Genomic DNA, 26,550 nt, shown 5'->3' with positions numbered 1-26,550 from the left:
GGGGCAGAGCGTATTGGATCAGTAGCTGTTTGCCACTGCGTCCGCCAGTTGCTGAACCGCGTCAGCCGAGGACATTTCCGAGTTGAAATGCGCGGTTACAACATCGGTAATCGCACCAGACTGCGACCCACGCAATGCCATGCCATGAGCATAGGACGGCAGCAGCGAACCGCTGGCCGAGGTCGAGCCCATGTCTTCGGCCGACAGGTTTGCGCAGATGTCAAAGTCATCCAGCGCCACGTCGGTCCGTGCCGGGATCGAACCTTTGTTCAGGTTGAACACTTTCTGGAAGTTCGGCGCGACGATCAGCTTGGCCAGCAGATCCTGCCCGGCCTTCTTGTCATCTCCATCCACGTCGAACATGGCAAAGCTGTCGACATTGTACAGATAGCCATCACCGGGCGTCGACGCGCACAGGAAGTCCTCACCCGGCTTTTTGCCAGCCGCCAAGAACTCACCCTTGGCCCAGTCACCCATGATCTGAAAGGCCGCTTCGCCGTTCATCACCATGGCTGTCGCCAGGTTCCAGTCACGTCCCGAGAAGTTTTCGTCCACATAACCGCGCAAGGTCCGCATCTGGTCAAACACCTGCACCATTGTGTCCGAGGTCAGCGCCTCGGGGTCCAGATCAACCAGCGCCTTTTGGTAGAATTCCGGTCCGCCGATGCCCAGCAGTACAGCTTCGAACACGGTCGCGTCCTGCCAGGACTGACCACCATGAGCCAGCGGAATTACTCCGGCATCCATCAGCTTGACGGCAGCCGCGTTGAACTCGTCCCACGTGGTCGGCATCTCGATGCCATTGGCGGCCAGGACATCCGCATTGGCCCAGATCCAGTCCACGCGGTGGACGTTCACAGGCGCGGCACACCATGTGCCTTCGCACATCATATGACCCGCGATCGAGGCCGGCAGAACATCGGCCCAGCCTTCGGCTTCGGCAACGGATGAGATATCGGCCAGAACGCCTTCTTCATACCATTCCTGAATCGCCGGGCCTTTCAACTGAACAGCGGTCGGCGCGTTCCCGGCCAGAACACGGGCACGCAGGGCTGTCATTGCAGCATCACCGCCGCCACCAGCGACCGGCATGTCGGTCCAGGTGCCGCCATTCGAGGCGAACTCTTCCTGCAGAACGGCTACCGACTTGGCCTCACCGCCCGACGTCCACCAATGCAGAACTTCGGCTTCGGGGCCCGCCAGCACCGACGATCCGGTCAAAACCGCCATCGTCGATACAGTGGCAAATGCAAAACGCTTCATTTTCTGTCTCCTCCCTGAGAACTTACAGGCTGCCGCAGCAGCGATAACGGCCATACTGGTGTTCGGGTGCCGTCTGGCAACGTGAAATCCGCGTCAAGCCGCTGCGATGGTCCAAATATTCACCGCTTCTGTTACAGCGTGTTACGTTGACATTGAATCTGTTTCCGTTCGTTACAATTGATGACGCCAGGAGGCAGAGCACGGGAGGACGAATACTGTGAGCATTCCGCGGCTGTTGGTGGTCGATGACGACCCGGACATGCGGTCAATGATGACCCAGTTCCTGCAGCAAAACGGCTTTATCGCCCTGCCCGCCAGTTCCGAGGCTGAAATTCGCGCACACCTGAATGCGGGCCGCATCGACCTTATTCTGCTGGACGTCATGCTGGGCGATGAGAACGGTGTTGAAATCTGTTCCCGGCTGCGTGCCGAACAGGACGTGCCGATCATTCTGGTATCCGCTTTGTCGGCAGATCACCAACGCATGGCGGGGTACGAGGTTGGGGCCGATGACTACATCGCCAAGCCGTTCAATCCTCAACTACTGCTGGCCCGCGTGCGCGCAGTAATGCAACGGGCGCGCCGGACGCCTTCTCTGGCCTACCGCCGCCGGACTCGTAGCTTCCGGTTCGACGGGTGGCTCTATGACGGTAAACGGGATGAGGTGCACTCACCCGAGGGTTATCTGGTCGCGCTGTCGCAACGTGAAACGGCGCTGCTGAAGGTTTTGCTGGCCAATCCGCATATTCCACTGAAGCGCGACGAAATCGTTACCGCGCTGGACGTAACCGGCGACTCAGACAAGCCAGAAGCGCAAGGACGGGCCATCGACATGCTGGTTGGTCGCTTGCGGTCAAAGATCGAAGCCAATCCGAAGGACCCGCAGATGCTGCGCACTGAGCGCGGCGTTGGATACGTGTTCGCCGCAGATGTTTCGGTGCAAGAGGAATGACGTTGCGCCTGCGCAACCTCGGCTGGATCTGGGCGGTATCAGCATTTGCCGTAGGAGTGCTCTGCGCTAGCCTGTGGTTCGCGTCATCCCGCGCCTGGACCCAGTTCCAGATGCGTTCGTTTGTTGCCGGTTTTACGATCTATGAGGACCTGCGCACCGGAATGGTCTCCTCCCCTGAGTTTTCCATCACACCTTTGTCGCCTGACAATGCAACGCTTGCAGAGAGAGGTGAGTTCAACCGCGTTCCGGGTTTTTCCGACCGCCGGTTCGTGACCAACCTGTCCATCCTGACCGACAGTTCGTCCCCACTGAGTGGACGGGAACTGACGCTGGCCGTCCTGTCTGACCGGTTGGTCTATCCGGTGTCCGATATCGTTTCCGGCAGCGATCAGACCGGCCCCGAAAAGATGGGCAACCTGACCAAACTGCTGGCGACTTATTGCAGTGAGCCCATCGTGTTCGCGCAATTCGGACGGGGGCCATGGTACCAGGTGGATGGAACGAATATCTGGGGATGCCGGGCCGCGCCTGCTGACCTGAGATTGCCGGCAATCCTGTTGTGCGTTGTCGCGCTGGCGGTGATCATGACGTCGGTCGGGAACGCGTCGGATACGTTCACACGTTTTTCCCACGCTTTGCGAGAGCGCCAGCGGCGCGGCGGTCCGGACAGTTATGACACGAGCGGCCCCGCTGAACTGCAGGACATCGTATCGGCCGTAAACGCACATCTCGAAGCGGAACGCGCGCAACTGGAAAAACGTGCAACAGTTCTGTCCGGGGTCAGTCATGACCTTGGAACGCCGGCAACCCGTGTCCGGCTTAGGGCCGCCCTGATCCCGGATGACGAGCTGCGCGAAAAGCTCGAGGCGGATGTGGATCAGATGACGGGGATGATCGAAAGCGTCCTGACCTACACGCGGTCTGAACTCAGCGTTGAAGAGCCGCGCCAGATTTCACTGACCGCTTTGGTCGAAGCGGTCGTCGCTGATTATCAGGACATGGATCTGCCGGTTACCTTGCAAAAGGTCGATCCGGTGGCGGTGCAGGGCGCGCCTTCGGTCTTCATGTCCCGCCGGGGACAAGGCAGCCTGCCCGAGACACGGCGTATGCTGGTCATGGGGCGACCGATTTCCCTGAAACGCGCCTTGACCAACCTGATTGACAACGCCCTGAAATATGGTCGCCATGCCGAGGTGCAACTGGAAACGGATGCGCGCACCGCAACCATCACAATTCAGGATAAGGGCACCGATCTGTCCGTTTCGGATATCGAAGATTTGATGACCCCGTTTCGGCGTGGATCGAATACGGGATCGTCCGATGGTTTCGGGCTGGGTCTGACGATTGCCGCGACAGTTGCAGAACAACACGGAGGCGCGCTGAGTTTCGAGGCCGGCGACAGGGGCCTGCGCGCGTGCCTGCAGATCACCCGGCAATAACAGGTCAGGTCATATAGCTGCGCACCAACGCACCTGCGATCAGGGACCAGCCATCCGCGATAACAAAGAATGCCAACTTAAACGGCAGCGATACTGTCGCTGGTGGCACCATCATCATGCCCATAGACATCAGTACCGCAGCTACAACCAGGTCGATGATCAGGAAGGGCAGGAAGATCAGAAAACCAATCTGAAATGCCCGAGCAATTTCAGACAACATGAAAGACGGCATCAGAATCGAAAGCGGCGCTTGGGGCGACAAGGCAATCGCCTCCCCCTCAGGACGCAGGGCGGCCATCGCATGAAATGTATCCGGATCTAGCCAAGCCGCCATAAAGCTTCGAAATGGCTGCAGGGCGCGCTCAAGCGCCGGTTCCACATCCATTGTTTCGTCGATCATTGGGCGAATGCCGGTTGTCCAGGCTTCGGTAAAGACCGGCTCCATAATGAAATAGGTGAGAAACAGCGCCAGGCTAACGATCAGCATATTGGGCGGAGATTGCTGCAATCCGATACCTTGCCGCAGGATAGCCAGAACCGTGATCAGAAAAGGAAAGCACGTGATCATGATCGCCAGTCCGGGCGCAAGGCTCAGCACTGTGATCAGAAGGATCAACTGGATGGTCCGCGCCGAGATCGAGCCGCCCTCTCCCAGCGAGAGCGACAGCTCTTGCGCCGCCGCCAGCGAGGGCATCAAAGATACAGCGGCCACGGCCACCCAAAGCAGCAAGCGCATCAACCGATCCCGTTCTGCAAGTCCGCAATCTCGGTCAACCTCACGGCTAGCTGACCCGCCTGATCGCCATCCATCTCTTCCAACAGTCCGCGCGCCACCAAGTGATCGCCAACATACAGATCGACCGGGTCTTCGATCCGCTTGTCCAAGGTTAGCACCGCATTCTCACCCATGTTCAGCAAATCCCGGATCAGGGGACGCGCGCGCCCGACCGAGACCGTGACCTCGATCGGGACAGAGTCGAAGGGACTGGACTTTTCAGGTTTTGGGATTTGGTCGTCACTCATGGCTCAATGCCTTTTTTGCCTCAAAAACATACGCGTCGAATGCGCCTGAGATCGTTGCAAGCAGGGCGCTGCAATCTACCTCACGTTGGAATACACCGACCTGCAAGCGCGCTTGACCGGGCTCCAATGCCGGGTCTTCAATCACCTGGGTCTCGGAGGACAGACTCTCTGGCACCATGCTCTCCAACTTGGGCGCGCACCCTTCGGGCACAAAGGCCTGCATGGGCTGCCCGATGTGATCACGCGCCATTTCGGTCAACTGTTCGACCAGCCGGGCCGCAAAACCCCGATCCAGTGATTCGGGCAAAACGGTTCGCATTAGACTCTGGAACATCGGCTCCAACGACGTGGACATCCGTGCAATCGCTTCGTGATATGTGAAGGACATATCCTCAAGTGATTTGGCCAGAGTTGCAGACGCCTCGCCACGGTCCTGTTCCCGCGCCTGAAGCGCGTCTTCCCATCCTGCGCTGTAGCCTGCTTCAAACGCAGCCAGCCGCATTTCTTCCAGCGCGTCGTCATCCAGGAGATGCACCTTTCCTGTTCCAGCCTGCAGGGTGAAATCTTCCAGAAGGTGAGCAATTGACATCAGACCCGCTCCTCCTCTTCCTCAAGCCAACTGCGCAGGATTTCGACAGTCTCTTCCTGCTTGTCGCCGATCATCGCCCGCAGCCGCTCCACCGGATCAGCGCCGGTTGACGGAGCAAGTGCTGGTACGTTGCCTGCGGGTGCCTGCGCCTCAAGCGGAGCGAAATTGCCGTTGTCCCTGGTCGCAATCTCGCCGGTCAGGGCAGCATCTGGCTCGGTCGGCTGGGACGCAGGCAACAAGGAGGTCGCTTCGCTCGGTTTCGTTAGGATTGGGCGGATCACGAACAGGCCCAAAACCAGAGCGACAAACGCCAGAACCACCATCTGAATTAACGACATCGCGTCCAAATGCACTTTTTGCCAGATCGAAGCAGACGCCAAGGTCCCCTGTGGTTCAACCACCGGGAGGTTCAGGGACTTTTAAGGTAATCACGTCCCCGCGTTCGGCGTCGAAACCAACCGCTGAGGCCACCAATTCCTCAAGCGCGGCAAGTTCAGCCTGCGGCATCGGTTCGAAGCGTTCCACCCCAGCGGCATCCACCGCTCGAGTTCCGTTCACCAGAACGGCGACAGTCAGTCTTTTGACCGCCCCCGGTGCATTGTGAACCTCAAGCTCTGTCTCTGAAACCTCATAGTTCACACGTTCGCGCGTTTGCGTCGCGTTCGAGTTCGACTCATCACCGCCCGCGCCATCGCCATCCGGCAGGTTCGACGCCACCGTTACATCCGCCGATTGGTTCCGCGCACTGTCCGAGCGTTCCTCGACATCCGTGCTGATCGCGACCCGACCGTTGGGATCAAACCGACGTTCGCGTATGGATTCCGTTTTGGTCACGGTATCAACGCTGACCTCAACAACCGCGTTTCCGGCCCCGACTCGAGCTTCGACAAGGCGCAAGACCCGCTCGCGCAACTGGCGCGACTTTTCATCAGCCGTGTCCGAGGCAACAGCATTATCCTGCGCGCCAATCACGGCCCCGCTGGAATCGATTACCGCCACATTCTCGGGCGCAAGCCCGCTGACGGCCGAGGCAACAAGAAACCGGATCGCCTTGGCCTGATCCGCTGTAATTTCCGCCCCTGAAGACACCACATAGACCGACGCCGTCGGCGCGATGCTGCGTTGAAACGGATTGGTTGATCCATTCGCGATATGCACACGCGCCTGACTGATATGCGGGCTGCCAACGATGGTCCGGGCCAGCTCACCTTCTTTTGCACGCCAATAAGCAGCATCGAACATCTGCGACGTCGTGCCAAAACCGCTAAGCGAATCCAGAAGCTCGTACCCCTGCGTTCCGTTGGCGGGCAAACCTTCGCTCGCCAGTGTCATGCGCAGTTCGTCCCGCTGCGACCCCGGCACATAGATCGAGCCGCCCCGAATCTCGTAGGGAACGCCACGCTGTTCCAGCGATCGGACGATATCTCCCGCCGCGCCACTTTCCAGCCCGGCATAGAGCAAGGTCATCGACGGTGCCGTCACCAATCGCGACATCGCAAGGACGCCCAAAAACACCAGCACAACCGCACCGGCAAGGATGATTTGTTTACGCCTGTCCAAACTAGCCCAGACAGTTCCGATCTGCTGCACGCTCACCTCCGACTCGCCGACATTCTGCCCGGCGCATCCCTTGTTTGGACGATTGCCCTTAACAATCGGTTAGTCCCTGCCGGGTTATGACGATCGCAGAACGGATGAATGAGGACCTCATGACCGACGCGACCGCAGAACAGGCAGAAATCCCGAAAAAATCGGGGAAAATGGGGCTGATCATCGGGCTGATTCTGGCGATGATTGGCGCAGCAGGCGGGTATTTTCTGACCACCTCGGGGGCGTTGCCAATCGGGACCAAGACCAGCACGCATGAGGCCAAGGAAAAAAAGAAAAATACGCCCGGAATGGCGTTGCCCGATGTTGGCCTTGTCGACCTTCCGCCAGTGATCGTTTCGGTAAATACAGGCGCGTCCCGCCACTTGAAATTTCACGCTCAACTTGAGGTGAGTTCTGAATTCCTGGGTGACGTCGAAAAAGTGAAACCGCGAATCATGGACGTTCTGAACGGATACCTGCGCGCGGTCGAAATCTCAGACCTCGAAGATTCTCTGGCGCTTATGCGTATCCGCGGACACCTGCTTCGGCGCATCGGAATAGTCGTCGGAGAAGATCGCGTGCGCGATGTCCTCGTCATGGAATTCGTACTGAACTAGGAGGCGAAGTTGGAACTGATCGCAGATATGTTGCTTGTTGCGGGGGCCCTTGGTGCGGGTTTGTACTGCTTCGTTCTGTCCCGGCGCCTGAGGCGTTTCACAGATCTGGAAAAAGGGGTCGGCGGCGCGGTGGCTGTCTTGTCGACGCAGGCGGATGAATTGAAGAAATCACTGGATGCAGCGCGGGCGGCGACTGACAAATCTGGGGATGACTTGAAGGACCTGACCCAGCGAGCAGAAACAGTTGCGCAGCAGTTGGAACTGATGATGGCGTCGATGCACGACGTCATCACGGAAGAACCCAAGCCCGAAGCCCCCACCAAAGCCGAAACTGATACTGCGCCAGAGGCCCCAGAGGCTGAGATTTCACCAGACGTCGCTCACAGAGCTGACACATCAGAAGATGATGCGGATCACGTCCAGAAACCAGAGCAAGACAGCCCCGCCAAACGACCGGTTGGCCTGATGTTCATGCGGCATGGTCGTAATCGGGGCGAGGTCACAGGATGAAGCGCGAACCTGCCAACCGACCCAAAGGTGGTGTTCTTGCAGTGATATCCGCTTTGATGGTCGGCTCAGCCGCGATTCGAGTGGGACTTGAAGCCGGACCTGCCCTCGCCAAGACCACCGAACCAACGGCATCCGAGCCCGCCAATACTCAGGTAGACCGGCCCGGGGCGCAGGAACTTCTGACCGCGCTGTTGCGCCGCGAAGAAGCGTTGAAAGACCGCGAGGCGGCGTTGCAGGTCAAGGAAAAGGCCCTGAGTATCGCGGATCGGGCCATTGCGAGCAGGTTGGTCGCCTTGCAGGAGGCCGAAGAAAACCTGCGCGAAACGCTGGCCTATGCCGAAAAAGCCGCCGAAACCGACCTGACACGCCTGACTGACGTTTATCAAAGCATGAAGCCGAAAGACGCCGCAGCCTTGTTTGAAACGATGGACCCGGGGTTTGCGGCAGGTTTCCTGTCGCGCATGCCACCCGATGCGGCAGCGGGCGTTCTGGCCGGGCTCAGCCCCGAGGCGGCTTATACGATCAGTGTCATCATGGCCGGTCGAAACGCCTCAGCCCCCCAAGAATGACCTGAATCTTAACACCCGCCTTTGACTCTGCTGGAGATCACACATGATCGGACTAATCGGAATTGTCGTCATTTTCGTCATGGTATTTGGTGGCTATCTGGCTGCTGGTGGCAAGATGGCAATTATTTTGAAATCGCTACCGTTTGAAATGATGTTGATCGGGGGGGCGGCTGTCGGTGCTTTTCTGATCAGCAACGACCTGAGCGCTGTGAAACACACCGCCAAGGACATCGGCAAAGTGTTCAGGGGCCCGAAATGGAAGCCGGAAGACTATCGCGATCTCTTGTGCCTGTTGTTTTCCCTGATCCGAATAGCAAAGGCCAATCCGGTCGAGGTGGAACAGCACATAGAAGATCCCCAAAATTCATCTTTGTTTTTGGCCTACCCAAAAATTCAGTCAGACAAGGAGGCCGTTGATCTGATTTGCGACACGATGCGCTCTGCGTCGATGAACTATGACGATCCGCATCAAGTGGAAGAAGTGCTGGAAAAGCGGATGGAGGCGAATTTTCATCATGCCATGCATTCCAGCCACGCCCTTCAAACGGTTGCTGATGGCCTGCCCGCTCTGGGGATTGTCGCCGCTGTTTTGGGTGTGATCAAGACAATGGGCTCCATCGACCAGCCACCCGAAGTTCTGGGGAAACTGATTGGCGGCGCCCTGGTCGGGACGTTTTTGGGAGTTTTCCTGGCTTACGGTCTGGTCGGACCCTCCGCCGGCAAGCTGAAAGCCGTCGTTGAGGAAGACAACCATTTCTACCAACTGATCAGGGAGGTTCTGGTCGCCAATTTACACAACCACAATCCTGCAATGTGTATCGAAGTCGGACGTCAGAACACGCCCACCCATAACCGACCGGGCTTCTCCGAGCTGGAAGATGCGTTGAAAGAGCTCAAGCAGGCCGCGGCATGATCAGGGCAGGAATACTCGCAGCGGTTCTAATGGGATTGGCTCGGGCGGCAGTCGCGCAGGATGTTCCGGTTCGGTCAGGTGAACACGAAGGTTACACACGGCTGGTTGTGCAGGTGCCCGCGAACACGGGCTGGACCCTTGCACAGACCAAAAACGGCGCGCGCCTGAGCGTCGCGTTGGATGGCGTGAAATTCGATACCCGCTCGGTCTTTCGCCGGTTGACGCAAGATCGTCTGGCGGCGATTTCACAGAGCACTCCGGGAGGAGCACTGGAAATGCAATTCGGTTGCGACTGTGTCGCGTCCTCGTTTTTGCACAACAAGACGATGATCGTGGTGGATATTACTCCGGCGGCACTGCTCCCGGAAATCAGCGGCGATATTCCACCCCCGCTGCTGCCCAAAACGACCCCGGCGCAAAACCCGTTGAAGCAAACACAACTGCCGGAGGCGTTGTCGCTGCCACTATTGAGCTTGAATGCGCAACAGCTTGAAAGCCAGTTATCGACCCGGCTTCTACAGGGTGCCGACCGCGAACTCGTCGACCTCAGGATTGCTCCGGTTGGGCCCAGAGCGTCCATCGCGCAAGAACCTGTGCTTGCGCCGATGGATCCGGGCGCAAATATCACCGTGACTTCGGCTTTGGATGAATTGGATGAATTTCTGGATGCAGGCATTATCCCGAATGAACGCCAGCCTCAGTGCCTGTCCAGCGCAGACCTAAGCTTTAGGACATGGGGCGGAACGAAGCCGTTTCCAGAACTGGTGTCAGCGCTCCGGTCAGCAATGTATCAGGAATTCGATACCCTCGATGAAACGAAGGTATTGGAATTGGCAAAGCTATACGCGTCCCATGGGTTTGGCGCAGAAGCGATTCAGGCATTGGGCTTGTTGGACCCGAATTCGCGTGAATCAGAACGCATCAACGCGATCGCGCAGTATATGGACGACGGTCAAGTTTCCGGGTCAAATCCGTTCAAAGGCCAGCAAGGGTGTGACAGCGACGCGGCATTGTGGGGGGTGCTGACCGAAGGGAACCTATCGGGTGATGTTCGGTTGAAGACAGTGGAACAGACCTTCCAGCGCCTGCCGAAACATCTACGGCGTCAGGTAGGTCCGGCCTTGGCCGAGATTTTGACTGAAGGTAAGGAACTAGAGGCCGCCCGGCGCGTATTGCGGGCAATTGACCGGGTTTCGGATTATTCCACGGCAAGAGCGTCGCAGGCCAAGGCGACCGTCGCAACGGCGGAGGGCGATGGACAACGCGCCGAAACACACCTGGCGGACGTCATCTCATCTTCGGACACAACGGTAGAGGCTCCGCTGGCCCTTGCACGACTTGTCGAGAAACGGTGGTTCGACAGAGGCTCTGTTTCTGCGAAAGAAGTCGAATTGGCTGCCTCTTACGCTGTTGAATTCCGAGGTTCAGAGTTTCAGCCCATGACCCAGCGCACCCATGCAGTTGCCCTAAGCCTGAATCATGAATTTGATCAGGCGCTGAACCTTCTGGGGGAAATCCCTAAGGACGCGGAGTATGAGGTCGCATTAAACCGGGTCACGCAAATGCTGGTGGAACGTGCAGATGACACGACTTTTTTGCGCCGCACGCTGATCATGTCGAAAAGAAACACCTACGCTCTGTCGACAGAAACCGCCGTCGCGGTAGCAACCCGGTTGGCATCGCTTGGTTTTGCGGGTCCGGCCCATTCCATGGTAAGTCGTATTCAAGACAAGACGCAAAAATCGGATCGCGCGCGTGTTCGGGCCCAATCTGCCTTGCAGAGTAACCGACCGCATCAGGCGCTGCTTGAACTGGCTACAACCCCGTCTACGGATGCTGTTGATCTTAGGGCACAGGCGTTGCAGGCAACGGGCGACTTCGCCGCCGCGGCCAACGTGTTAAGGGCCTCGGGTCAGCATGAAGCGGCTAACAGATTATTCTGGTTGGCCAATCTTAATGATGAAGTAAAAACTGAACATGACGATCGGTTTAGCCAAGCCAGCCAATCCACTCAGTTCCTTTCGCAACCTTTGACCCGCAGCCCGGACAGGCCTTTGGCCGATGCCAGAGAGCTATTGCAGCACAGTGCCAATACCCGACGGGAGATTGCTGCGCTCTTGTCGAAAGTGGCTGAATGAAAACTGGAGGAATGGAAAAATTTGTTTTGTTAGAGCCTTTTTCGATCGATTATCGAGTAACGGGGTGAAAGATTAATTGTGCCAAATCAGAATAGCGGCTTGTCGGTTCGCACCATCCCAAAATGGCAGTTCGGATGGCATTCGCCCTTCGCTCACCCACCACAGGCGCGGCAAATTCTGTGTATTTGGCGATTACGTCTTCGCGTTCAAAGGGTACTTCGGGACCGCCGCGGGCATGAACATCGCCCGAATCCAACACTCGTCCATCTGTGGTCTGGATGCTTACATCCGCCCATCTGCCTTTCGGAAATCGCTCAGCGTGGCGCTTGGACCGAGAGGTATGAATGCGCGCCATGAACTCGGCAACAGACGGGTCGGCCAGGCCAGCCCCAGAAATATGCTCGACCCCAATCCGTCCGTAAATCGCCTGAACCGCCACGGCAAAGGGCAGGGAATACTGCGCCTGTGACGTCGTTTTGGGCATTCCCCCAAACAGGCACACAGCCTCATCAAAACTGTTGATCTGGATGGACAGAATTTGGTCGTGCGTCAGATCATTCGACTCCATGACCGCGCGAACCGCATCAATCGCCGCGTGCGCCCAGCGGCAGATCGGATAAGGTTTTACATATTGGTGTTCAACCTGCCAGAACTGACCCAGATCAGCCCAATGAGATGCCGCAGATTGGGCTTCAATCGTGATGGCCGGGGCGCCGGTAAATCCCTTTTCGGCTAGAACAGCGGCGGACAGCCCAACCAGAGTCCCCCAGCCAGAGCCGTCGTGCAGCATCGTTGGATTCGCAATTTCCCGCATCATTTGACTGCGCGGGCCGTGATACTCGGCGATCCCCATCGCCTGTCGCAATTGTTCCGATGTATGCTCTCGCAAGCGCGCGGCCATTGCCGCCACACCCAGCGCGTTCCACGCACCCGATGTATGATAATCGTCGACCGAGGCGTGCAGCGATAACCCGGCGCGCCCCGCAACCTCATACCCGGTGATCACGGCAGCCAGCGCGTCGGGTCCGGTCAGGTCGGGGCAATGCTCGGCGAGGGCGACTAGCGTGGGCAAGACGACAACGCCGATATGCCCCTTGGTCGGGTTGTACCCGTCATGCCCGTCCAGATTGTCGGTTTGGGTTGCCATGGCATAGGCAGCCCCTGCCATGCTGACCCGACGCCCATCGAACATCATACGCGCGCTAAAATCTTCCTGCGTGCTGGCATACAGCACTGACGCTGTTTCACGGGCGATCACCCCCGCCTCCATCGGACCAGAGGCGATCAGGATACCCATAGTGTCCAGCATCATCAGGGCGGCAGCGTCCATCGCGCTTTGCGGCAATTGGTCCGCTGTCCGGCGCAGTGCAAAATCCGCGACTTGGTCGAACGTCCCCGTCATTTTACCGGGTCCGCCACAGGTTGCCTTATGTCCCGAAGCCGCAGACCTGACGGATCAAATGGCGGCTCAGCCAAAAGCGTGGCCTTGTGCGGTCTGCCCAGGATGAAAATACTCACCGTATCTCCGGGCTTGGCAACCTTGGGGTTGGCATAGCCGATCGCCAGAGACTTCCCTACGCTGTAACCGAATGCGCCAGAGGTCACCCGCCCAATCGGCGTTCCCTCCGGGGTGAAAATCGGCTCGCCACCAGATGCATCGGCATTGGTTGCCTCCACTTCAAACATCGACAGAACCTCGCGTGGGGTATTGTCTTTGACGGCCAGATACGCGTCCTTGTGCAAGAAAACCTTGTCCAGCTTGATCAGCCCGGCTAGCCCAACTTCTTGCGGCCAATATTCCTGAGAATACTCCCGCCCCCAGGAACCGTATCCCTTTTCAATCCGCAATGACCCCAACGCGCGGCCGCCAACCGGGCCGCCGCCCAAGTCATTCGCGGCCTCCAAAAGTGCAGAATAGAGCCTGATTTGATCTTCTTCGGCGCAATGAAGCTCCCACCCCAGGTCACCGGTAAAGCTGACGCGGATGGCAAGACAGGACACACCCGCAACCTCGATCCGGCGGGACCGCATAAAGCTGAACCCTTCGTTTGACAGGTCCGCATTCGTGAGGCGCTGCAACAGGTCACGCGACTTTGGCCCTGCCACGTTAAAGCCCGCAATACGGTTCGTGGCGACTTCGAGCGTTGTACCTTCGGGCAGATCGACCATGTTGAAGAACCGCTGGTGATAGCGTTCTGCCATGCCCGAGCCGATCATCATGTACTCGTCCTCGGCAGTCTTGGTGATGGTGAAATCACCCGCAACTCCGCCGCGCACCGAGATCATGGGGGTCAGACAGGACCGCCCAATCTGAGTCGGCACACGGTTGGCGACCAGACGATCCAACCAATCATACGCGCCGGGGCCTTTGACGATGTAGTTGGCGAAGTTCGAGATGTCGATCACACCCACATGTTCACGCAACATCTGCGCCTCGCGGCCCACAGGTTCCCACCAGTTCTGGCGTGTAAAGCCGTTTGTGTCAGTCACTCCGGGTTGCTCGGCAAACCAGAGCGGGTGTTCCCAACCGCAGTTCAGACCAAAGACACAGCCCAAGTCTTTTTGCATCTGATAGGCCGGGCGCAGACGAGCGGGACGTCCCGCGCTGCGTTCTTCATTCGGGAAGTGGATGGCGAAACGGTGCGTATAAGCGTCTTGGACACGCGCCTTGGTGAATTTCTTGTCGGCCCAGTCGCCAAAGCGCGCCAAATCCCACGCAAACATGTCATATTGCGGCTCGCCCTCGATCATCCACTGTGCTGACAGCAGGCCAAGACCGCCCGATTGCGAAAATCCGGGAATGATCCCGGTGCAGCAGAAATAGTTCTGCAACTCGGGCACCGGCCCCCAGATCGCGTTGGAATCGGGCGACCAGATCATAGGGCCGTTGATCACCCGTTTCACACCCGCGGTCGCGGCGACTGGCACACGTTCGGTGGCACGAATGACGTTTTCCATGATCCGGTCCAGATCGTCGGGGAACAGATCGTGGGCAAAGTCCAGCGGCGTGCCGTTTTCGGCCCAAAACTTCATGTCTTTTTCGTAGGCACCGATCAGCAGCCCGTTGCCCTCCTGCCGGAAATAGTACTCACCGTCCCGGTCGGCGATGGATGGCAGGCGGCGGCCCAAGGCGGCGACCTCATCAATCGCTTCGGTGACGAAATACTGATGTTCGGTGGGTTGCAAAGGCAATTCGATCCCGGCCAGCGCCGCAACTTCCCGCCCCCATAGACCGCCTGCATTGACCACCCACTGTGTGTGGATGTCCCCCTTTTTCGTGCGCACGATCCACGAGCCGTCGGATTGCTGTTCAGTGCCTAGTACAGGGCAAAACCGCTCAATCGAGGCGCCCATCGCGCGGGCGCCAGCAGCATAGGCGTGGGTCACGCCCGAAGGATCGACATTGCCGCCATCCGGTTCGAACATGATGCAACGAATGTCATCGAACTGTGCCAGCGGGTGCAATTCCATCGCTTGTTCGCGGCTAATCTCGTGGAAATTCAGGCCATAGAATTTTGCCTTAGCCTCTTGCAGACGCAACTGGTGTTCGCGGTCCTCGGTCTGCGCCAGATAAAGCGAACCGGACTGGAAAACTCCACAGCCCTGCCCGGTTTCCTTCTCCAGCTCTTTATACAGGTTCATCGTATAATGCTGGATGCGGGTGATGTTGTTGTTATCGTGCAGCCCGTGGATATTGGCCGCCGCGTGCCATGTGGACCCGCTGGTCAGTTCATCGCGTTCCAGCAGGACAACATCGGTCCAGCCGAGCTTGGCCAGATGATACAGGATCGAGCAGCCGACCAGCCCCCCTCCGATCACAACGGCTTGTGCGTGGGTTTTCATCGGCGTGACCTCCTGCTGGCGCGCGAATAAACTCTTACCAGAAAGTCAGCCACAGGTTCCGGGGGCCTTATGTTCTGTTCCCGACGCAGAATGTCGGGAACAGGTAAGTTCTACCTCGAATAATTCTCAACCAGAGTTGAGTTAATACGGCGCCTCGACGTCGTTCATCGAAACATAGACGGTCTTCATCTCACTGAAGTGGTTGATCGCCAGTTTCGAGTTCTCGCGCCCCACACCCGACATCTTTGAGCCGCCAAACGGGGCCTCGACCGGGGCCAAGTTGTAGGTGTTGATATAGCAGGTACCCGCCTCGAACCCGGCCACGATACGGTGCGCGCGGGTCAGGTCGTTGGTGAACACACCTGCGGCCAGACCGAACTCGTTATCATTGGCGCGGGCCAGAACCTCGGCCTCGGTGTCGAAGTCCAGAACCGACATGACCGGGCCAAAGATTTCCTCGCGGGCGATAGTCATGTCGTCGGTGACATCGGCAAAAACGGTGGGCTGCATATAGAACCCGCCGCCCTCGATCCGGTCGCCGCCATAGACCAGACGAGCACCTTCGGCTTTGCCTTTTTCGACATAGCCCAGCGCGATGTTCATCTGGTTTTCGCTGACCATGGGGCCGAAATTGACGCTTTCATCCAGCGGGTCGCCTATTTTCGCTGCAGCCAGACGTTCGGACAGGCGGGCAAGGAATTGATCCTTGATGCCTTTCTGCACAAAGACGCGGGTGCCGTTGGAACAGACCTGACCCGAGGAGTAGAAATTGCCCAGAATCGCGCCCGAAACAGCGTTTTCGATATCCGCATCGTCAAACACGATCATCGGGGATTTGCCGCCCAGCTCCATCGTCACGTGTTTCATGTCGGCGGCGGCGGCGGCATAGACCTTGCGGCCCGTGGGCACCGATCCGGTCAGCGACACTTTGGCCACGCGCGGGTCTGTTACCAGCGACGCACCCACATCACCGTAACCCTGCACGACGTTGTAGATGCCTTTGGGGGCCCCGGCTTCGATTAGAATCTCGGCCACTTTCAGCGCGGACAGGGGCGTGGTTTCCGACGGTTTGAACACCATGGCGTTGCCACAAGCCAGCGCGGGCGCGCCCTTCCAGCACGCGATCTGTGTCGGATAGTTCCACGCGCCGATGCCGACGCAGACGCCCAGCGCCTCGCGGATGGTATAGACAAAATCTCCGCCGCCCAGCGGGATATGTTCACCGGTCAGCGAGGCCGCCAACCCACCGAAATATTCCAACGCGTCAGCCCCGCTGGTGGCGTCGGCGACCAGCGTTTCCTGCAGTGGTTTGCCGGTATCGTGGGTTTCCAGAATAGACAGCTCGCGATTGCGTTCACGCATGACGTCAGCGGCACGACGCAGAACCCGGCCACGCTCGGTTCCCGACAGCGCAGCCCATTCATTTTGAGCCATTTTCGCACTGTTTAGAGCCTGTTCAACAACTTCTGCCGTGGCGGAATGCAGCCGGGCGATAATCTCTCCGGTTGCGGGAAAGATAACGTCGATGGGGGCGCCATTGGTGTCTTCGACGTATTCGCCGTTGATAAAATGGCTCGCCTTGGGCTGGAATTTCATGACCGGGTCCTTTTCAGAAGTCTTTCTTCGGCTCTAGCTTTTATTGACTGACCAGTCAATAAACGTAAACACGGCAAACTCTCGCTGATGTGAATCACCGCCCTCTTGAATAGAAAAGTTAATGTTCCATTTATGTTCCACATAGTCAGAGGAACATTCCGATGTCTTACGCCACGCAAAATTCTGCTCTGAACGGCCCATCAAACGACTATCACTTGCTGCCCGTCACTGATCGGCAAATGCGCTATGCGCGCGCGATCGCTCATCAGTCAGCTTTGGAAATCCCTGTCGGAGCACAACGGGATCGTCGGGCCATGTCGCAGTGGATTTCAGCGCACAAACCGCATGATCCATCACCCTTTGCCAATTATCCGACCGGCAAGCAGGTGGCCTATGCCGAGCGGATTGCCCGCAGCAAACGCAGACAAATCCCGCAGGAGTGTTTTCGGGACAAACATGCGATGTCGCTGTGGATCGACCACAACAAATAGCGGATCAGTTTTCGCTGTGTGAGCGGGCGTAAATCCCTACCGCTGCGGCCACAAACAGGCCCAACAAGATATAGCCGGTGATAGCTTCGGCCACGGCCAAACCGCGACACATTCCGGCGGGGTGTAAATCCCCAAACCCAACTGTGGTGAAAGTCACGTAAGAGAAATACAAAACATCAGTTGGGCCGCGCGCGCCTACGACACACAGGTCGTAATAACCGAACGACCCATAGACAGCCGCAAAAAGAAAGGGGACGACCTGAATGAAGGAAATCCCCATCAGCAGCAGTTGCCGCCGGGGAGATTTGACCTGGGTCATGTAATACCAGGTCTGCGAAACAAGCCAGATCGTCAACAGAACGGTTGTTGCTGTGCCGATCTTGTCGCCCGCCGTGGTTTCACTTAATCGCGACAGCCCGTACCATGCGATGAAGCTGGCGACCACCAACCCAAGGGCAGCAACCAAGGTCGACTTCCACTCTTCCAGAGTAATCGGGTCGCGGTGCATGAAACCTCCGTCAGTATGGGACACGGTTAATCATCGGGTCAGAGGCGCATACCCGCAACCTGAAAAATCAGAGGTTTAGGTCGTGCCCAGATGCTCGTGCCCGCGTTGACGCGCCAGTCCGATCTGTTTCTGCCGCTCGCGAAAACGCATTTTGTCCGCCTCGGACGTTTCGTTGATGCACCGGTGGCAGGACACGCCATGCTCGTATTCAGGGCGTTTCATATCTTCGGGCAGGATCGGACGTCGGCAGCCGTGACACAGATTGTGGGGGCCTTCGACCAGCCCGTGCCCAACAGACACACGATTGTCGAACACGAAACACTCGCCCTGCCATGTGCTGTCTTCGGCGGGCATTTCCTCAAGGTAACGCAGAATGCCGCCTTTCAGGTGATAGACATCCTCAACCCCCTGCCCCAACAGGAAGTTGGTCGATTTCTCACAACGGATCCCGCCGGTGCAGAACATGGCAACGCGCTTGTTGTGGAAACGATCCTTGTTCTCCTCCCACCACGCCGGGAATTCGCGGAAACTGGCTGTTTCAGGGTCTATTGCGCCTTCAAACGTGCCAATCGCAACCTCGTAATCATTACGCGTGTCGATCACCACAACATCGTCCGAGCGGATCAGGTCATTCCAATCTTCGGGCTCAACATAGTTGCCAACTCGGGCGCGCGGATCGACATCCGGCTGGCCCATGGTCACGATCTCTTTCTTCAGGCGCACCTTCATCTTGCCAAAAGGTGGATGATCGGCGGTGGCCTCTTTCCATTCAAGGTCCACGCATCCCGGCAATGCCTTGATATGGGCCAGCACCGCGTCGATCCCGGCACGGGGGCCTGCAATGGTTCCGTTGATCCCTTCTTGCGCAAGCAGCAACGTGCCTTTGACCGCTTGCGCGCGGCATAGCTCTAGCAGAGGAGCACGCAGGGCAGCGTGATCCGGGAATCGGGTGAAGTGATAGAGGGCAGCGATGGTATACATGCTCGCGGTCTAAACCTGCATTCAAAGAGTCGCAAGGGACCGGATTGACGCCCCCCCTGCTTGCCGCCTACCGATAAGACAACGCAAGGAGGCCCCGATGACCCACGCCCTGATCGTAATCGACGTCCAGAACGACTTTTGCCCCGGCGGCGCGCTGGCCGTGCCCGAAGGGGATAAGATCGTTGCCCCCATCAACGCCATGATGAACGCTTTCGACGCGGTCATCCTGACGCAGGACTGGCATCCGGCAGGGCATTCGTCTTTCGCCAGCTCTCATTCAGGCAAAAATCCTTTTGATATGACGGAGATGCCCGATGGCCCGCAGGTATTGTGGCCGGATCACTGTGTGCAGGGGACCAAGGGCGCAGCGTTTCATCCCGACCTGCGCAGCGACGGCGACCTGATCATCCGTAAGGGATTTCGCAGCGACATCGACAGTTACTCCGCCTTTTTTGAGAATGACCAAACCACACCCACGGGCCTTGAAGGATATCTGAATACACGCGGCCTCAGGAAACTGACCATGGTTGGGCTGGCCACGGATTTTTGCGTTCACTTCTCGGCAGTGGATGCAGCGCGGCTTGGGTTTGACGTGACAGTGCGCATGGATATGTGCCGCGCCATTGATCTGGACGGCTCGTTGGCGGCGGCCCAATCGGCAATGCGCAATGCAGGTGTGACGTTGACCTAGGGAGTCGACCCTGAATCCGCCAGGTATTTGAGTATGACAAATATGACCACGGCCAGGCCCAATGCGACACCGACCCGTGCCGGTACGGTCCGACGTTGGGGTGTTGCAGGCGATTTGTAACGCGGATTGGGTGTCCAATCGGCCACCTTTCTGCGCTGCCCGTTCCGCGGGCGGGCAGTTTTGACGTCACGCAGGAACTTCCAAAAGTCAAATTCACCGCAATATTCGCCCTGAACCCCAAGATCACGAATATTGGCAAACAAGGCGCGTAGAATCCGCTCACGCTCGGCCTCGTCACGCGGACGGTAAAGGCCGTGCAGCAACTCGCTGCCGGTGGCGTCCAGACCAAAGCCTGCATCCTGGAAGATTTTGCGAATCTTCGGCGAGGTCGCACGCAAGGCGTCCGCCGTCTTCACGTCGCGGAACATCGCGCGCAATACCGGCTTTTGCGAATACCCATCCGCGCCCGCTTCCAGACCACCATCCCCCGGGTCGACTACAACGATGTCAAAATCGTACTCGAGAACCATTCACTATTTAAACCTCGTCTTCCCTTCCATACTTTTCACTAACAAGCGAAAAGAACTCACAATATGCTCGCTTTGTGACCTGACATTGTCATTGTCCCCGAACGAGCGACTCTTGCCATTCAACGCACCGATTGATCTAACAACGGAAATCGCAGGAGTTCCTCATGGTCGATATTGCGGCGCGCGTGTACAATCATAAATGGCAGATTGACCCAATTGTCCGGTCTTTAATCGACACAGATTTCTACAAACTGCTGATGTGCCAGTCAGTGTTTCGAAATAAGCCCCAAACGGATGTGGTGTTTTCGCTGATCAATCGGTCGAATCACATCCCCCTGGCCCAGCTTATCGACGAAGGCGAGCTGCGGGAACAGTTGGATCACATCCGCTCACTAAGCCTCAGCCGGGGAGAAAGCACGTGGTTGCGGGGCAATATGTTCTACGGCAAACGGCAGATGTTCCGCTCGGATTTCATGGAGTGGTTCGAGAATCTGCGCTTGCCGCCCTATCACCTGGAACGCAAGGGCGATCAGTACGAACTGACATTCGAAGGCAAATGGCACGAGGTCATGTTGTGGGAAATCCCCGCCTTGGCCGTTTTGATGGAGCTGCGGTCCCGCGCCGTGCTGAATGACATGCGCCGGTTCGAGCTTCAGGTGCTCTATGCCCGTGCGATGACCCGCGTTTGGGAGAAAATCGAACAGCTACGCGGGATTGAGGGGTTGGGCATTGCCGATTTCGGAACGCGTCGCAGGCATTCCTTCCTGTGGCAGGATTGGTGCGTCCAAGCCATGATCGAAGGGCTGGGGCCTGCGTTCACGGGTACGTCGAACTGCCTGATCGCCATGCGGCGCGAGGTTGAAGCCATCGGCACCAACGCGCACGAACTGCCTATGGTCTATTCGGCGCTGGCTGACACCGATGAGGCACTGGCGCAGGCGCCTTATGATGTTCTCAGCGACTGGCATGACGAGCATGACGGAAATCTTCGCATCATCCTGCCTGACACCTATGGCACGCAGGGGTTTCTGGATCGCGCACCTGATTGGCTGGCCGGATGGACCGGTATCCGCGTAGACAGCGGCGATCCGGCCACTGGCGCGGAAATAGCAATCCAATGGTGGAAATCGCGCGGCGAGGATCCAATGGAAAAGCGGGTGATCTTTTCTGACGGGTTGGACGTAGACAAAATCCGCGAGCTGCACAGCCAGTTTGCAGGGCGCACCAAAGTGTCGTTTGGCTGGGGCACGCTTTTGACCAATGATTTTCGCGGGCTGGTGCCCGATGACGCGCTGGCCCCGTTTTCCTTGGTGTGCAAAGCAGTCTCGGCCAATGGCCGCCCAACGGTCAAACTGTCGGACAACCCGGAAAAGGCAATGGGCCCGGCGGACGAAATCGAGCGCTACAAGCGCGTGTTCGGAGTGGGCGCGCAAGAGTCGATCGAGGTGATTGTTTAGGCTCTAACCATGGAAACTTGCCACCGTTTTGAGTTGTGAGAACCCAAACAGCGCCTCGAATCCCTTTTCGCGGCCATGCCCGGATTTCCCCACCCCGCCAAAGGGCAGTTCCACGCCGCCACCGGCGCCATAATTGTTGACGAAAACCTGACCCGAGCGCAGACGTTTCGCCAATCGCATCTGGCGAGCACCATCGCGGGTCCAAATGCTGGCCACCAGACCATAGTCGGTTCCGTTGGCAATCTGCACGGCGTCTTCCTCGGAATCAAAGGGGATCAAGACTTGCACAGGGCCGAATATTTCGTCACGGGCCAACGCGTGATCGGGCGGCACGTCAGAAAACAGCGTTGGACGGACATAGGCCCCATCGGTTGGCGCGTGCTCAACGATGCGACCCTGCGCAGCGACTTTCAGGTCCACCCCCTTGGACAAAAACCCTTCGACGATGTCCTTTTGACGGGCAGAAATCAGGGGACCGAGCCGCAAATCCTCATTCGCTGGTCCAACGGTCAGATCGGCATAGGCGTCGGCCATACGGGATTTGACCTGCTCATACACTCCACGCTGCACCAATATGCGGGATGAGGCTGAACATGTCTGACCCGCGTTCTGAATTCCTGCGTTCACCAGAAACGGCAGGGCGGCGTCCAGATCGGCATCGTCAAACACCAGTTGCGGGGACTTCCCGCCCAATTCCAGAGTCACCGGCACCACATTGCGGCCTGCCGCCTGTTGCACCAGCGCACCTGTGGCCACCGACCCGGTGAACGAGATATGGTGCACGCCTGGATGACCGGACAATGCAGCACCAGCCTCGGCACCCAAACCGGGCACCACATTCAATGCACCTGCTGGCAACCCAGCCTCTTGCGCCAGATGTGCGAAGGCAAGTGCCGTCAGACAGGCTTCTTCGGCAGGTTTCAGGACGCAGGCATTGCCCATCGCCAGCGCCGCCCCGACCGAACGGCCAATGATCTGCATGGGGTAATTCCACGGCACGATATGGCCGGTCACCCCATGCGGCTCTCGCAAGGTGTAGACGGTGTAGCCTTCCAGATAAGGGATCGTGTCGCCCATGACCTTGTCGGCGGCACCGCCATAGAACTCGCAATACCGCGCCAGCGCCACAGCGTCAGCGCGGGCCTGTGTCAGGGGCTTGCCGACATCCATCGCCTCTAAAGCTGCCAGATCATCGACCCGTTCCAATACCAACTGACCCAATCGCGTCAGGATGCGGCCCCGCTCCAGCGCGGTTTTACGGCCCCAGTCACCGTCCAGGGCCGATTGCGCGGCTTGGACCGCTGCGTCGATATCTGCAGCCTCGCCGCGGGCGATACGGCAAATCTCAGCCCCGTCAGAAGGGTTGACCAAAGGTAAGGTCGACCCCGAGGTGGGATCGACCCATGCGCCTCCGATCAGACAATGGGTTGGGTTGAACCAGAGAGGATTGGGCATTTCGATCTCCTATTTCGGCTCTAACATTTGGAATCAAGCCACCTGACTGCCGATATCTGGCAGAACAGGCGCGGCGTCGATCAGGGTTCGGGTATAGGGATGCTGGGGGTCGGAAAAGACCTGCTCGGTCTCGCCCTGCTCAACAATTCTACCGGCCTGCATCACCATCACGCGGTCAGTGATTGTTCTGACGACACTAAGATCGTGACTTATGAACAGATACGTCAGGTCATATGCCGCGCAGAGCTCAGCCAGAAGGTCGAGGATTTGCGCGCGTACGGATACGTCAAGCGCTGAAACAGCCTCGTCGAACAGGATCAGCTCGGGCCGGATAATCAAGGCGCGAGCAATAGCAATGCGCTGCCGCTGACCGCCCGAGAATTCGTGAATGTACTTGTCGGCATCTCTGGGACTGAGGCCCACGGCACTAAGCATTTCGTCGATCAAGTCCTGACGCGCGGCCCCTTTGGGCGGATTTTCCAATACGTGAAACGGTTCTGTGATCAACCGCGCGACCCGGTGGCGGGGGTTGAAACTGCCATAGGGATCTTGGAACACCACCTGCATCTTTCGCCGCACGGCTGGGTTTGGCTTGTGGCCCGCAAAAACGGGCTCCCCGTCCAGTCGGATTTCCCCGAACTGAATCTCCTCTAAACCCAAAATCGCTCGTGTTAGGGTCGATTTGCCACATCCAGATTCGCCGACCAGTCCCAAACGCTCCCCACGATTGAGAGTGAAGCTTACCTGATCGACGGCACGGTGATGACCGGGTGTATCAAACAAGCCTTTCCGGGGAAGGCGATAATCGCGGACAACCTGCGTAACCTCAAGCAGCGGGCGCGGGCTTATCGTGTCGGGTAGGGAAACCTTGTGACCAGACGCCTCGAACAGCATACGTGTGTAGGGGTGCTGCATGTCGCGCAACAGGTTTTCCGTGGCCCCTTCCTCAACAACTTCGCCGTGACGCATAACGACGATCTTGTCGGCCAGATCGGCCACGACCGCCAAATCATGCGTGATCATCAGCAAACCCATGCCATATTCGCTGACCAACCCCCTGAGCAGATGGAGGATCTGCGCCTGCGTGGTGACATCCAGCGCCGTCGTGGGTTCGTCCGCGATCAACAGCTTCGAGCGCAGCGCGATGGCCATGGCAATCACGACACGCTGGCGCTGACCGCCCGACAACTCGTGCGGATAGCGGGTCAGCGGGAAACGGTCAGGTGGCAGACCCACCCGGGTCAGAACCTCTTCGGCGCGTTCACGGGCCTTTGGGCGGGGCATCGCCTTGTGGATCAGGATTGTCTCCATCACCTGATCCCCGATGGTCTTGACCGGATTCAGCGCGGTCATCGGCTCTTGAAACACCATTCCGATCGCAGCGCCGCGCAGGGCACACATTTCAGCCTCGGGGCGGGTCAAAAGGTCATGGCCTTCCAGCCGGATTGCACCTGTTGCCTGTCCCCCGTTCGGCAGCAACTGCATCGCGGCCAAGGCAGTCATCGACTTGCCCGACCCGCTTTCGCCCGTCACGGCCACAATCTCACCCGGGGCGATGGACAGGCTGACCTGTTTCAGGATCGGCACGCCGTGGATAGTCAGATACAGGTTTTCAATATCCAGCAAGCTCATGTGCGCGCCACCCTTATTCGGGGATCCAGCCAATCACGCAGACCGTCCCCTAAAAGGTTCAGACCCAGCACAGTGACGATAATCGCAAGCCCCGGAATCAGAGCCAAATGCGGGGCAAAACTGACCATTGTCTGTGCGTCGGCCAGCATCCGGCCCCAACTGGGCGTTGGCGGTTGCGCCCCCAGACCGACATAGGACAGGCCCGCCTCGGCCAGTATGCCCAGCGAGAACTGAATGGTCCCCTGCACGATCAGCAAATTGGCGACGTTGGGCAGAATATGTTCGGCTGATATCCGGGCGGCACCTTTGCCAGACACACGGGCGGCAAGGATGAACTCACGCTCCCACAGGGACAGCGCCGCGCCGCGGGTGATACGGGCGAAGACGGGAATGTTGAATATGCCGATCGCGATGATTGCGTTGACCGCCCCCGCCCCGAACGCGGCAGTGATCAGGATCGCGATGACCAGTGAAGGAAACGCAAATACTAGATCATTGCCGCGCATGATTAGCTCATCCAGCCACGATCCATTGCGCGCTGCTGCCGCCAATCCCAGCGGCACACCTAGCGCCATGCCGATACCCACTGCGACCAAGGCCACCGCAATGGACGTTCGCGCACCGACCATGATCATGGAAAACATGTCGCGGCCAAAATGATCCGTTCCGAACCAGTGCTGCGCATTTGGTGGTTGCAGCTTGTCCGGGATACTCAGCGCGGCATAGTCGTAAGGCGTCCAGACAAAAGAGACCAAGGCCGCCAGAACAACCAGCGACGACAAAGCCGCACCTAGGATCAGGTTGCGGCTCATGTCCGGCTCCTCAGGCGGGGATCGACGGCGGCATAGGCCAGGTCGACCAGAAAATTAACGGTGATGACGGCAAACACCAGCAGCATGACCACCGATTCCACAACGATCAAATCCCGGGCCGAGATCGCCTGAAACACCAACCGCCCGAGGCCCGGAAGGTAGAACACCTGCTCGATAATGATCGAACCGGCCAGCAGGAACGAGAATTGCAGCCCGATAATGGTCAGCACCGGGATCAATGCATTGCGCACGCCGTGCCTCCACAAGGCTTGCCTGCGCGTTAACCCCTTTGCACGGGCGGTGCGCATGAAGTCTTCGCCCAGAATATCCAGCAGGGATGACCGCATCACCCGCGCCAGAATCGCCGCTTGCGGCAAGGCCAGCGCGATGGCGGGCAGGGTCAGGGAATGCAGGCCGGTCCAAAACCCGGTGTCCCACCCTGCGAACCCTCCGGCATTGAACCAGCGCAGGTTGATGGCGAAGATCAGCACCAGCATCATCGCAAACCAGAAATTGGGAACCGCGATGCCCAGTTGCGTGGCACCCATCACGGTCAAATCCCCCGGTTTACCCCGTCGCGCGGCGGCATAGATACCAGCTGGAAAGGCGATCAGGGTCGACAGGGTCAGCGCGTATAACGCCAATGGCAGCGACACCCACAACCGGTCGGCGATCATCTGCGAAACTGGCGTTCGATATGTGTAGGAGGTTCCGAAATCCCCCATCAGCATCCCGCTAACCCAGTTAACGTAACGCTGAATCTTCGAGCCATCCAATCCAAGCTCTGCACGCAGCGCGGCCAACGTGTCCTCTTGCGCGTTGACGCCCAGCATAAAGGATGCAGGGTCGCCGGGCGCAACCTCGATCACGGCAAAAATAACCGCCGAGGCCACGGCCAGGCTGATCATCAGAGATATCAGACGTTTAAGTGCATAACGGAGCATTGGTGCC

At 58.2% G+C, this 26,550-nt stretch carries 24 protein-coding genes and 1 pseudogene; 10 read left to right on the top strand and 15 right to left on the bottom strand.

Annotated elements, in window-relative coordinates; all coding sequences use genetic code 11:
* Positions 1 to 18 precede the first annotated feature (18 nt).
* Positions 19 to 1,263: an ABC transporter substrate-binding protein gene (locus GOV88_RS10050; protein WP_171240329.1), complete on the bottom strand. Its 1,245-nt coding sequence runs from the start codon at positions 1,261 to 1,263 to the stop codon at positions 19 to 21.
* A gap of 217 nt (positions 1,264 to 1,480) precedes the next feature.
* Here GOV88_RS10050 and GOV88_RS10045 point away from each other — a divergent pair, with 217 nt between their 5' ends.
* Entirely contained in the window at positions 1,481 to 2,215 is a 735-nt protein-coding gene (locus GOV88_RS10045; protein WP_171123016.1) for a response regulator transcription factor, read from the top strand.
* On the top strand, positions 2,212 to 3,654 hold the full coding sequence (locus GOV88_RS10040) for a HAMP domain-containing sensor histidine kinase (protein WP_171240328.1): 1,443 nt from the start codon (positions 2,212 to 2,214) through the stop codon (positions 3,652 to 3,654). The genes GOV88_RS10045 and GOV88_RS10040 overlap by 4 nt, the downstream gene beginning before the upstream one ends.
* Before the next feature lie 4 nt (positions 3,655 to 3,658).
* Here GOV88_RS10040 and fliP read toward each other — a convergent pair whose 3' ends face one another.
* The 4 genes and pseudogenes from fliP to fliF all read right to left on the bottom strand — a co-directional run bounded on the left by fliP (position 3,659) and on the right by fliF (position 6,856).
* Positions 3,659 to 4,390: a flagellar type III secretion system pore protein FliP gene (gene fliP / locus GOV88_RS10035; RefSeq protein ID WP_171240327.1), complete on the bottom strand. Its 732-nt coding sequence runs from the start codon at positions 4,388 to 4,390 to the stop codon at positions 3,659 to 3,661.
* Positions 4,390 to 4,677, bottom strand: a complete 288-nt coding sequence (locus tag GOV88_RS10030; protein ID WP_171240326.1) for a FliM/FliN family flagellar motor C-terminal domain-containing protein — start codon at positions 4,675 to 4,677, stop codon at positions 4,390 to 4,392. The genes fliP and GOV88_RS10030 overlap by 1 nt, the downstream gene beginning before the upstream one ends.
* Complete coding sequence (locus GOV88_RS10025) at positions 4,670 to 5,266, bottom strand: ABC transporter ATP-binding protein (protein ID WP_171240325.1); 597 nt, start codon at positions 5,264 to 5,266, stop codon at positions 4,670 to 4,672. The genes GOV88_RS10030 and GOV88_RS10025 overlap by 8 nt, the downstream gene beginning before the upstream one ends.
* A pseudogene (fliF, locus tag GOV88_RS10020) lies at positions 5,266 to 6,856 on the bottom strand (flagellar basal-body MS-ring/collar protein FliF). The gene GOV88_RS10025 and the pseudogene fliF overlap by 1 nt, the downstream one beginning before the upstream one ends.
* 119 nt (positions 6,857 to 6,975) lie before the next feature.
* Here fliF and fliL point away from each other — a divergent pair.
* Genes fliL through GOV88_RS09995 form a run of 5 tightly spaced genes read left to right on the top strand, consistent with a single transcriptional unit; the run spans position 6,976 to position 11,603 of the window.
* Positions 6,976 to 7,473: a flagellar basal body-associated protein FliL gene (gene fliL, locus GOV88_RS10015; RefSeq protein ID WP_254449207.1), complete on the top strand. Its 498-nt coding sequence runs from the start codon at positions 6,976 to 6,978 to the stop codon at positions 7,471 to 7,473.
* A gap of 9 nt (positions 7,474 to 7,482) precedes the next feature.
* Positions 7,483 to 7,983, top strand: a complete 501-nt coding sequence (locus tag GOV88_RS10010) for a DUF6468 domain-containing protein (protein WP_171211648.1) — start codon at positions 7,483 to 7,485, stop codon at positions 7,981 to 7,983.
* Positions 7,980 to 8,552, top strand: coding sequence for a MotE family protein (locus tag GOV88_RS10005; RefSeq protein ID WP_171123032.1), 573 nt, complete (start codon positions 7,980 to 7,982; stop codon positions 8,550 to 8,552). The genes GOV88_RS10010 and GOV88_RS10005 overlap by 4 nt, the downstream gene beginning before the upstream one ends.
* A 43-nt stretch (positions 8,553 to 8,595) precedes the next feature.
* Positions 8,596 to 9,465 carry a flagellar motor stator protein MotA gene (motA, locus tag GOV88_RS10000; RefSeq protein WP_171240323.1) on the top strand — a complete coding sequence of 290 codons (870 nt, stop codon included), beginning with the start codon at positions 8,596 to 8,598 and terminating at the stop codon, positions 9,463 to 9,465.
* Entirely contained in the window at positions 9,462 to 11,603 is a 2,142-nt protein-coding gene (locus tag GOV88_RS09995) for a hypothetical protein (protein WP_171240322.1), read from the top strand. The genes motA and GOV88_RS09995 overlap by 4 nt, the downstream gene beginning before the upstream one ends.
* A 49-nt stretch (positions 11,604 to 11,652) precedes the next feature.
* Here GOV88_RS09995 and GOV88_RS09990 read toward each other — a convergent pair whose 3' ends face one another.
* The 3 genes from GOV88_RS09990 to betB form a co-directional block, all read right to left on the bottom strand.
* On the bottom strand, positions 11,653 to 13,005 hold the full coding sequence (locus GOV88_RS09990; protein ID WP_171240321.1) for an MmgE/PrpD family protein: 1,353 nt from the start codon (positions 13,003 to 13,005) through the stop codon (positions 11,653 to 11,655).
* Complete coding sequence (locus GOV88_RS09985; RefSeq protein ID WP_171240320.1) at positions 13,002 to 15,446, bottom strand: FAD-dependent oxidoreductase; 2,445 nt, start codon at positions 15,444 to 15,446, stop codon at positions 13,002 to 13,004. The genes GOV88_RS09990 and GOV88_RS09985 overlap by 4 nt, the downstream gene beginning before the upstream one ends.
* A gap of 141 nt (positions 15,447 to 15,587) precedes the next feature.
* Positions 15,588 to 17,042: a betaine-aldehyde dehydrogenase gene (gene betB / locus GOV88_RS09980; protein WP_171240319.1), complete on the bottom strand. Its 1,455-nt coding sequence runs from the start codon at positions 17,040 to 17,042 to the stop codon at positions 15,588 to 15,590.
* A gap of 161 nt (positions 17,043 to 17,203) precedes the next feature.
* Between betB and GOV88_RS09975 the strand changes: the two genes are divergently transcribed.
* Positions 17,204 to 17,533 carry a hypothetical protein gene (locus GOV88_RS09975; protein ID WP_171240318.1) on the top strand — a complete coding sequence of 110 codons (330 nt, stop codon included), beginning with the start codon at positions 17,204 to 17,206 and terminating at the stop codon, positions 17,531 to 17,533.
* A gap of 4 nt (positions 17,534 to 17,537) precedes the next feature.
* On the opposite strand, the gene GOV88_RS09970 is transcribed toward GOV88_RS09975, so the two are convergent.
* Both GOV88_RS09970 and GOV88_RS09965 read right to left on the bottom strand, forming a co-directional pair.
* The gene (locus GOV88_RS09970) at positions 17,538 to 18,041 is read right to left on the bottom strand and encodes a potassium channel family protein (protein ID WP_171123045.1); all 504 of its coding nucleotides are present in this window, start codon (positions 18,039 to 18,041) and stop codon (positions 17,538 to 17,540) included.
* Positions 18,042 to 18,116: 75 nt separating this feature from the next.
* Positions 18,117 to 19,022 carry a rhodanese-related sulfurtransferase gene (locus GOV88_RS09965; protein ID WP_171123047.1) on the bottom strand — a complete coding sequence of 302 codons (906 nt, stop codon included), beginning with the start codon at positions 19,020 to 19,022 and terminating at the stop codon, positions 18,117 to 18,119.
* Between the two features lie 97 nt (positions 19,023 to 19,119).
* Between GOV88_RS09965 and pncA the strand changes: the two genes are divergently transcribed.
* A complete protein-coding gene (pncA, locus tag GOV88_RS09960) occupies positions 19,120 to 19,713 on the top strand; it encodes a bifunctional nicotinamidase/pyrazinamidase (RefSeq protein ID WP_171240317.1) in 594 nt (197 codons plus the stop codon).
* On the opposite strand, the gene GOV88_RS09955 is transcribed toward pncA, so the two are convergent.
* Positions 19,710 to 20,243 (bottom strand): hypothetical protein, encoded by a 534-nt coding sequence (locus GOV88_RS09955; RefSeq protein WP_171240316.1) that lies wholly within the window; start codon positions 20,241 to 20,243, stop codon positions 19,710 to 19,712. The two genes, pncA and GOV88_RS09955, sit on opposite strands and share 4 nt — an antisense overlap.
* Before the next feature lie 164 nt (positions 20,244 to 20,407).
* Between GOV88_RS09955 and pncB the strand changes: the two genes are divergently transcribed.
* Positions 20,408 to 21,700, top strand: a complete 1,293-nt coding sequence (gene pncB, locus GOV88_RS09950) for a nicotinate phosphoribosyltransferase (protein ID WP_171211640.1) — start codon at positions 20,408 to 20,410, stop codon at positions 21,698 to 21,700.
* 3 nt (positions 21,701 to 21,703) lie between these two features.
* Here pncB and GOV88_RS09945 read toward each other — a convergent pair whose 3' ends face one another.
* From GOV88_RS09945 to GOV88_RS09930, 4 genes are read right to left on the bottom strand one after another with little or no spacing between them, the layout of a single operon-like run.
* Positions 21,704 to 23,155 (bottom strand): aldehyde dehydrogenase family protein, encoded by a 1,452-nt coding sequence (locus GOV88_RS09945; RefSeq protein ID WP_171240315.1) that lies wholly within the window; start codon positions 23,153 to 23,155, stop codon positions 21,704 to 21,706.
* Between the two features lie 33 nt (positions 23,156 to 23,188).
* On the bottom strand, positions 23,189 to 24,787 hold the full coding sequence (locus GOV88_RS09940) for an ABC transporter ATP-binding protein (RefSeq protein ID WP_171240314.1): 1,599 nt from the start codon (positions 24,785 to 24,787) through the stop codon (positions 23,189 to 23,191).
* Positions 24,784 to 25,599 (bottom strand): ABC transporter permease, encoded by an 816-nt coding sequence (locus GOV88_RS09935; protein WP_171240313.1) that lies wholly within the window; start codon positions 25,597 to 25,599, stop codon positions 24,784 to 24,786. Before GOV88_RS09935 ends, GOV88_RS09940 begins: the two co-directional genes overlap by 4 nt.
* On the bottom strand, positions 25,596 to 26,543 hold the full coding sequence (locus GOV88_RS09930; RefSeq protein WP_171240312.1) for an ABC transporter permease: 948 nt from the start codon (positions 26,541 to 26,543) through the stop codon (positions 25,596 to 25,598). The genes GOV88_RS09935 and GOV88_RS09930 overlap by 4 nt, the downstream gene beginning before the upstream one ends.
* Positions 26,544 to 26,550: the final 7 nt, after the last annotated feature.

This window comes from Ruegeria sp. HKCCA5491 (genome assembly GCF_013034565.1).
In the GTDB taxonomy this organism is placed as follows: domain Bacteria; phylum Pseudomonadota; class Alphaproteobacteria; order Rhodobacterales; family Rhodobacteraceae; genus Ruegeria.
This window is presented reverse-complemented; position numbering and strand designations above follow the sequence as displayed.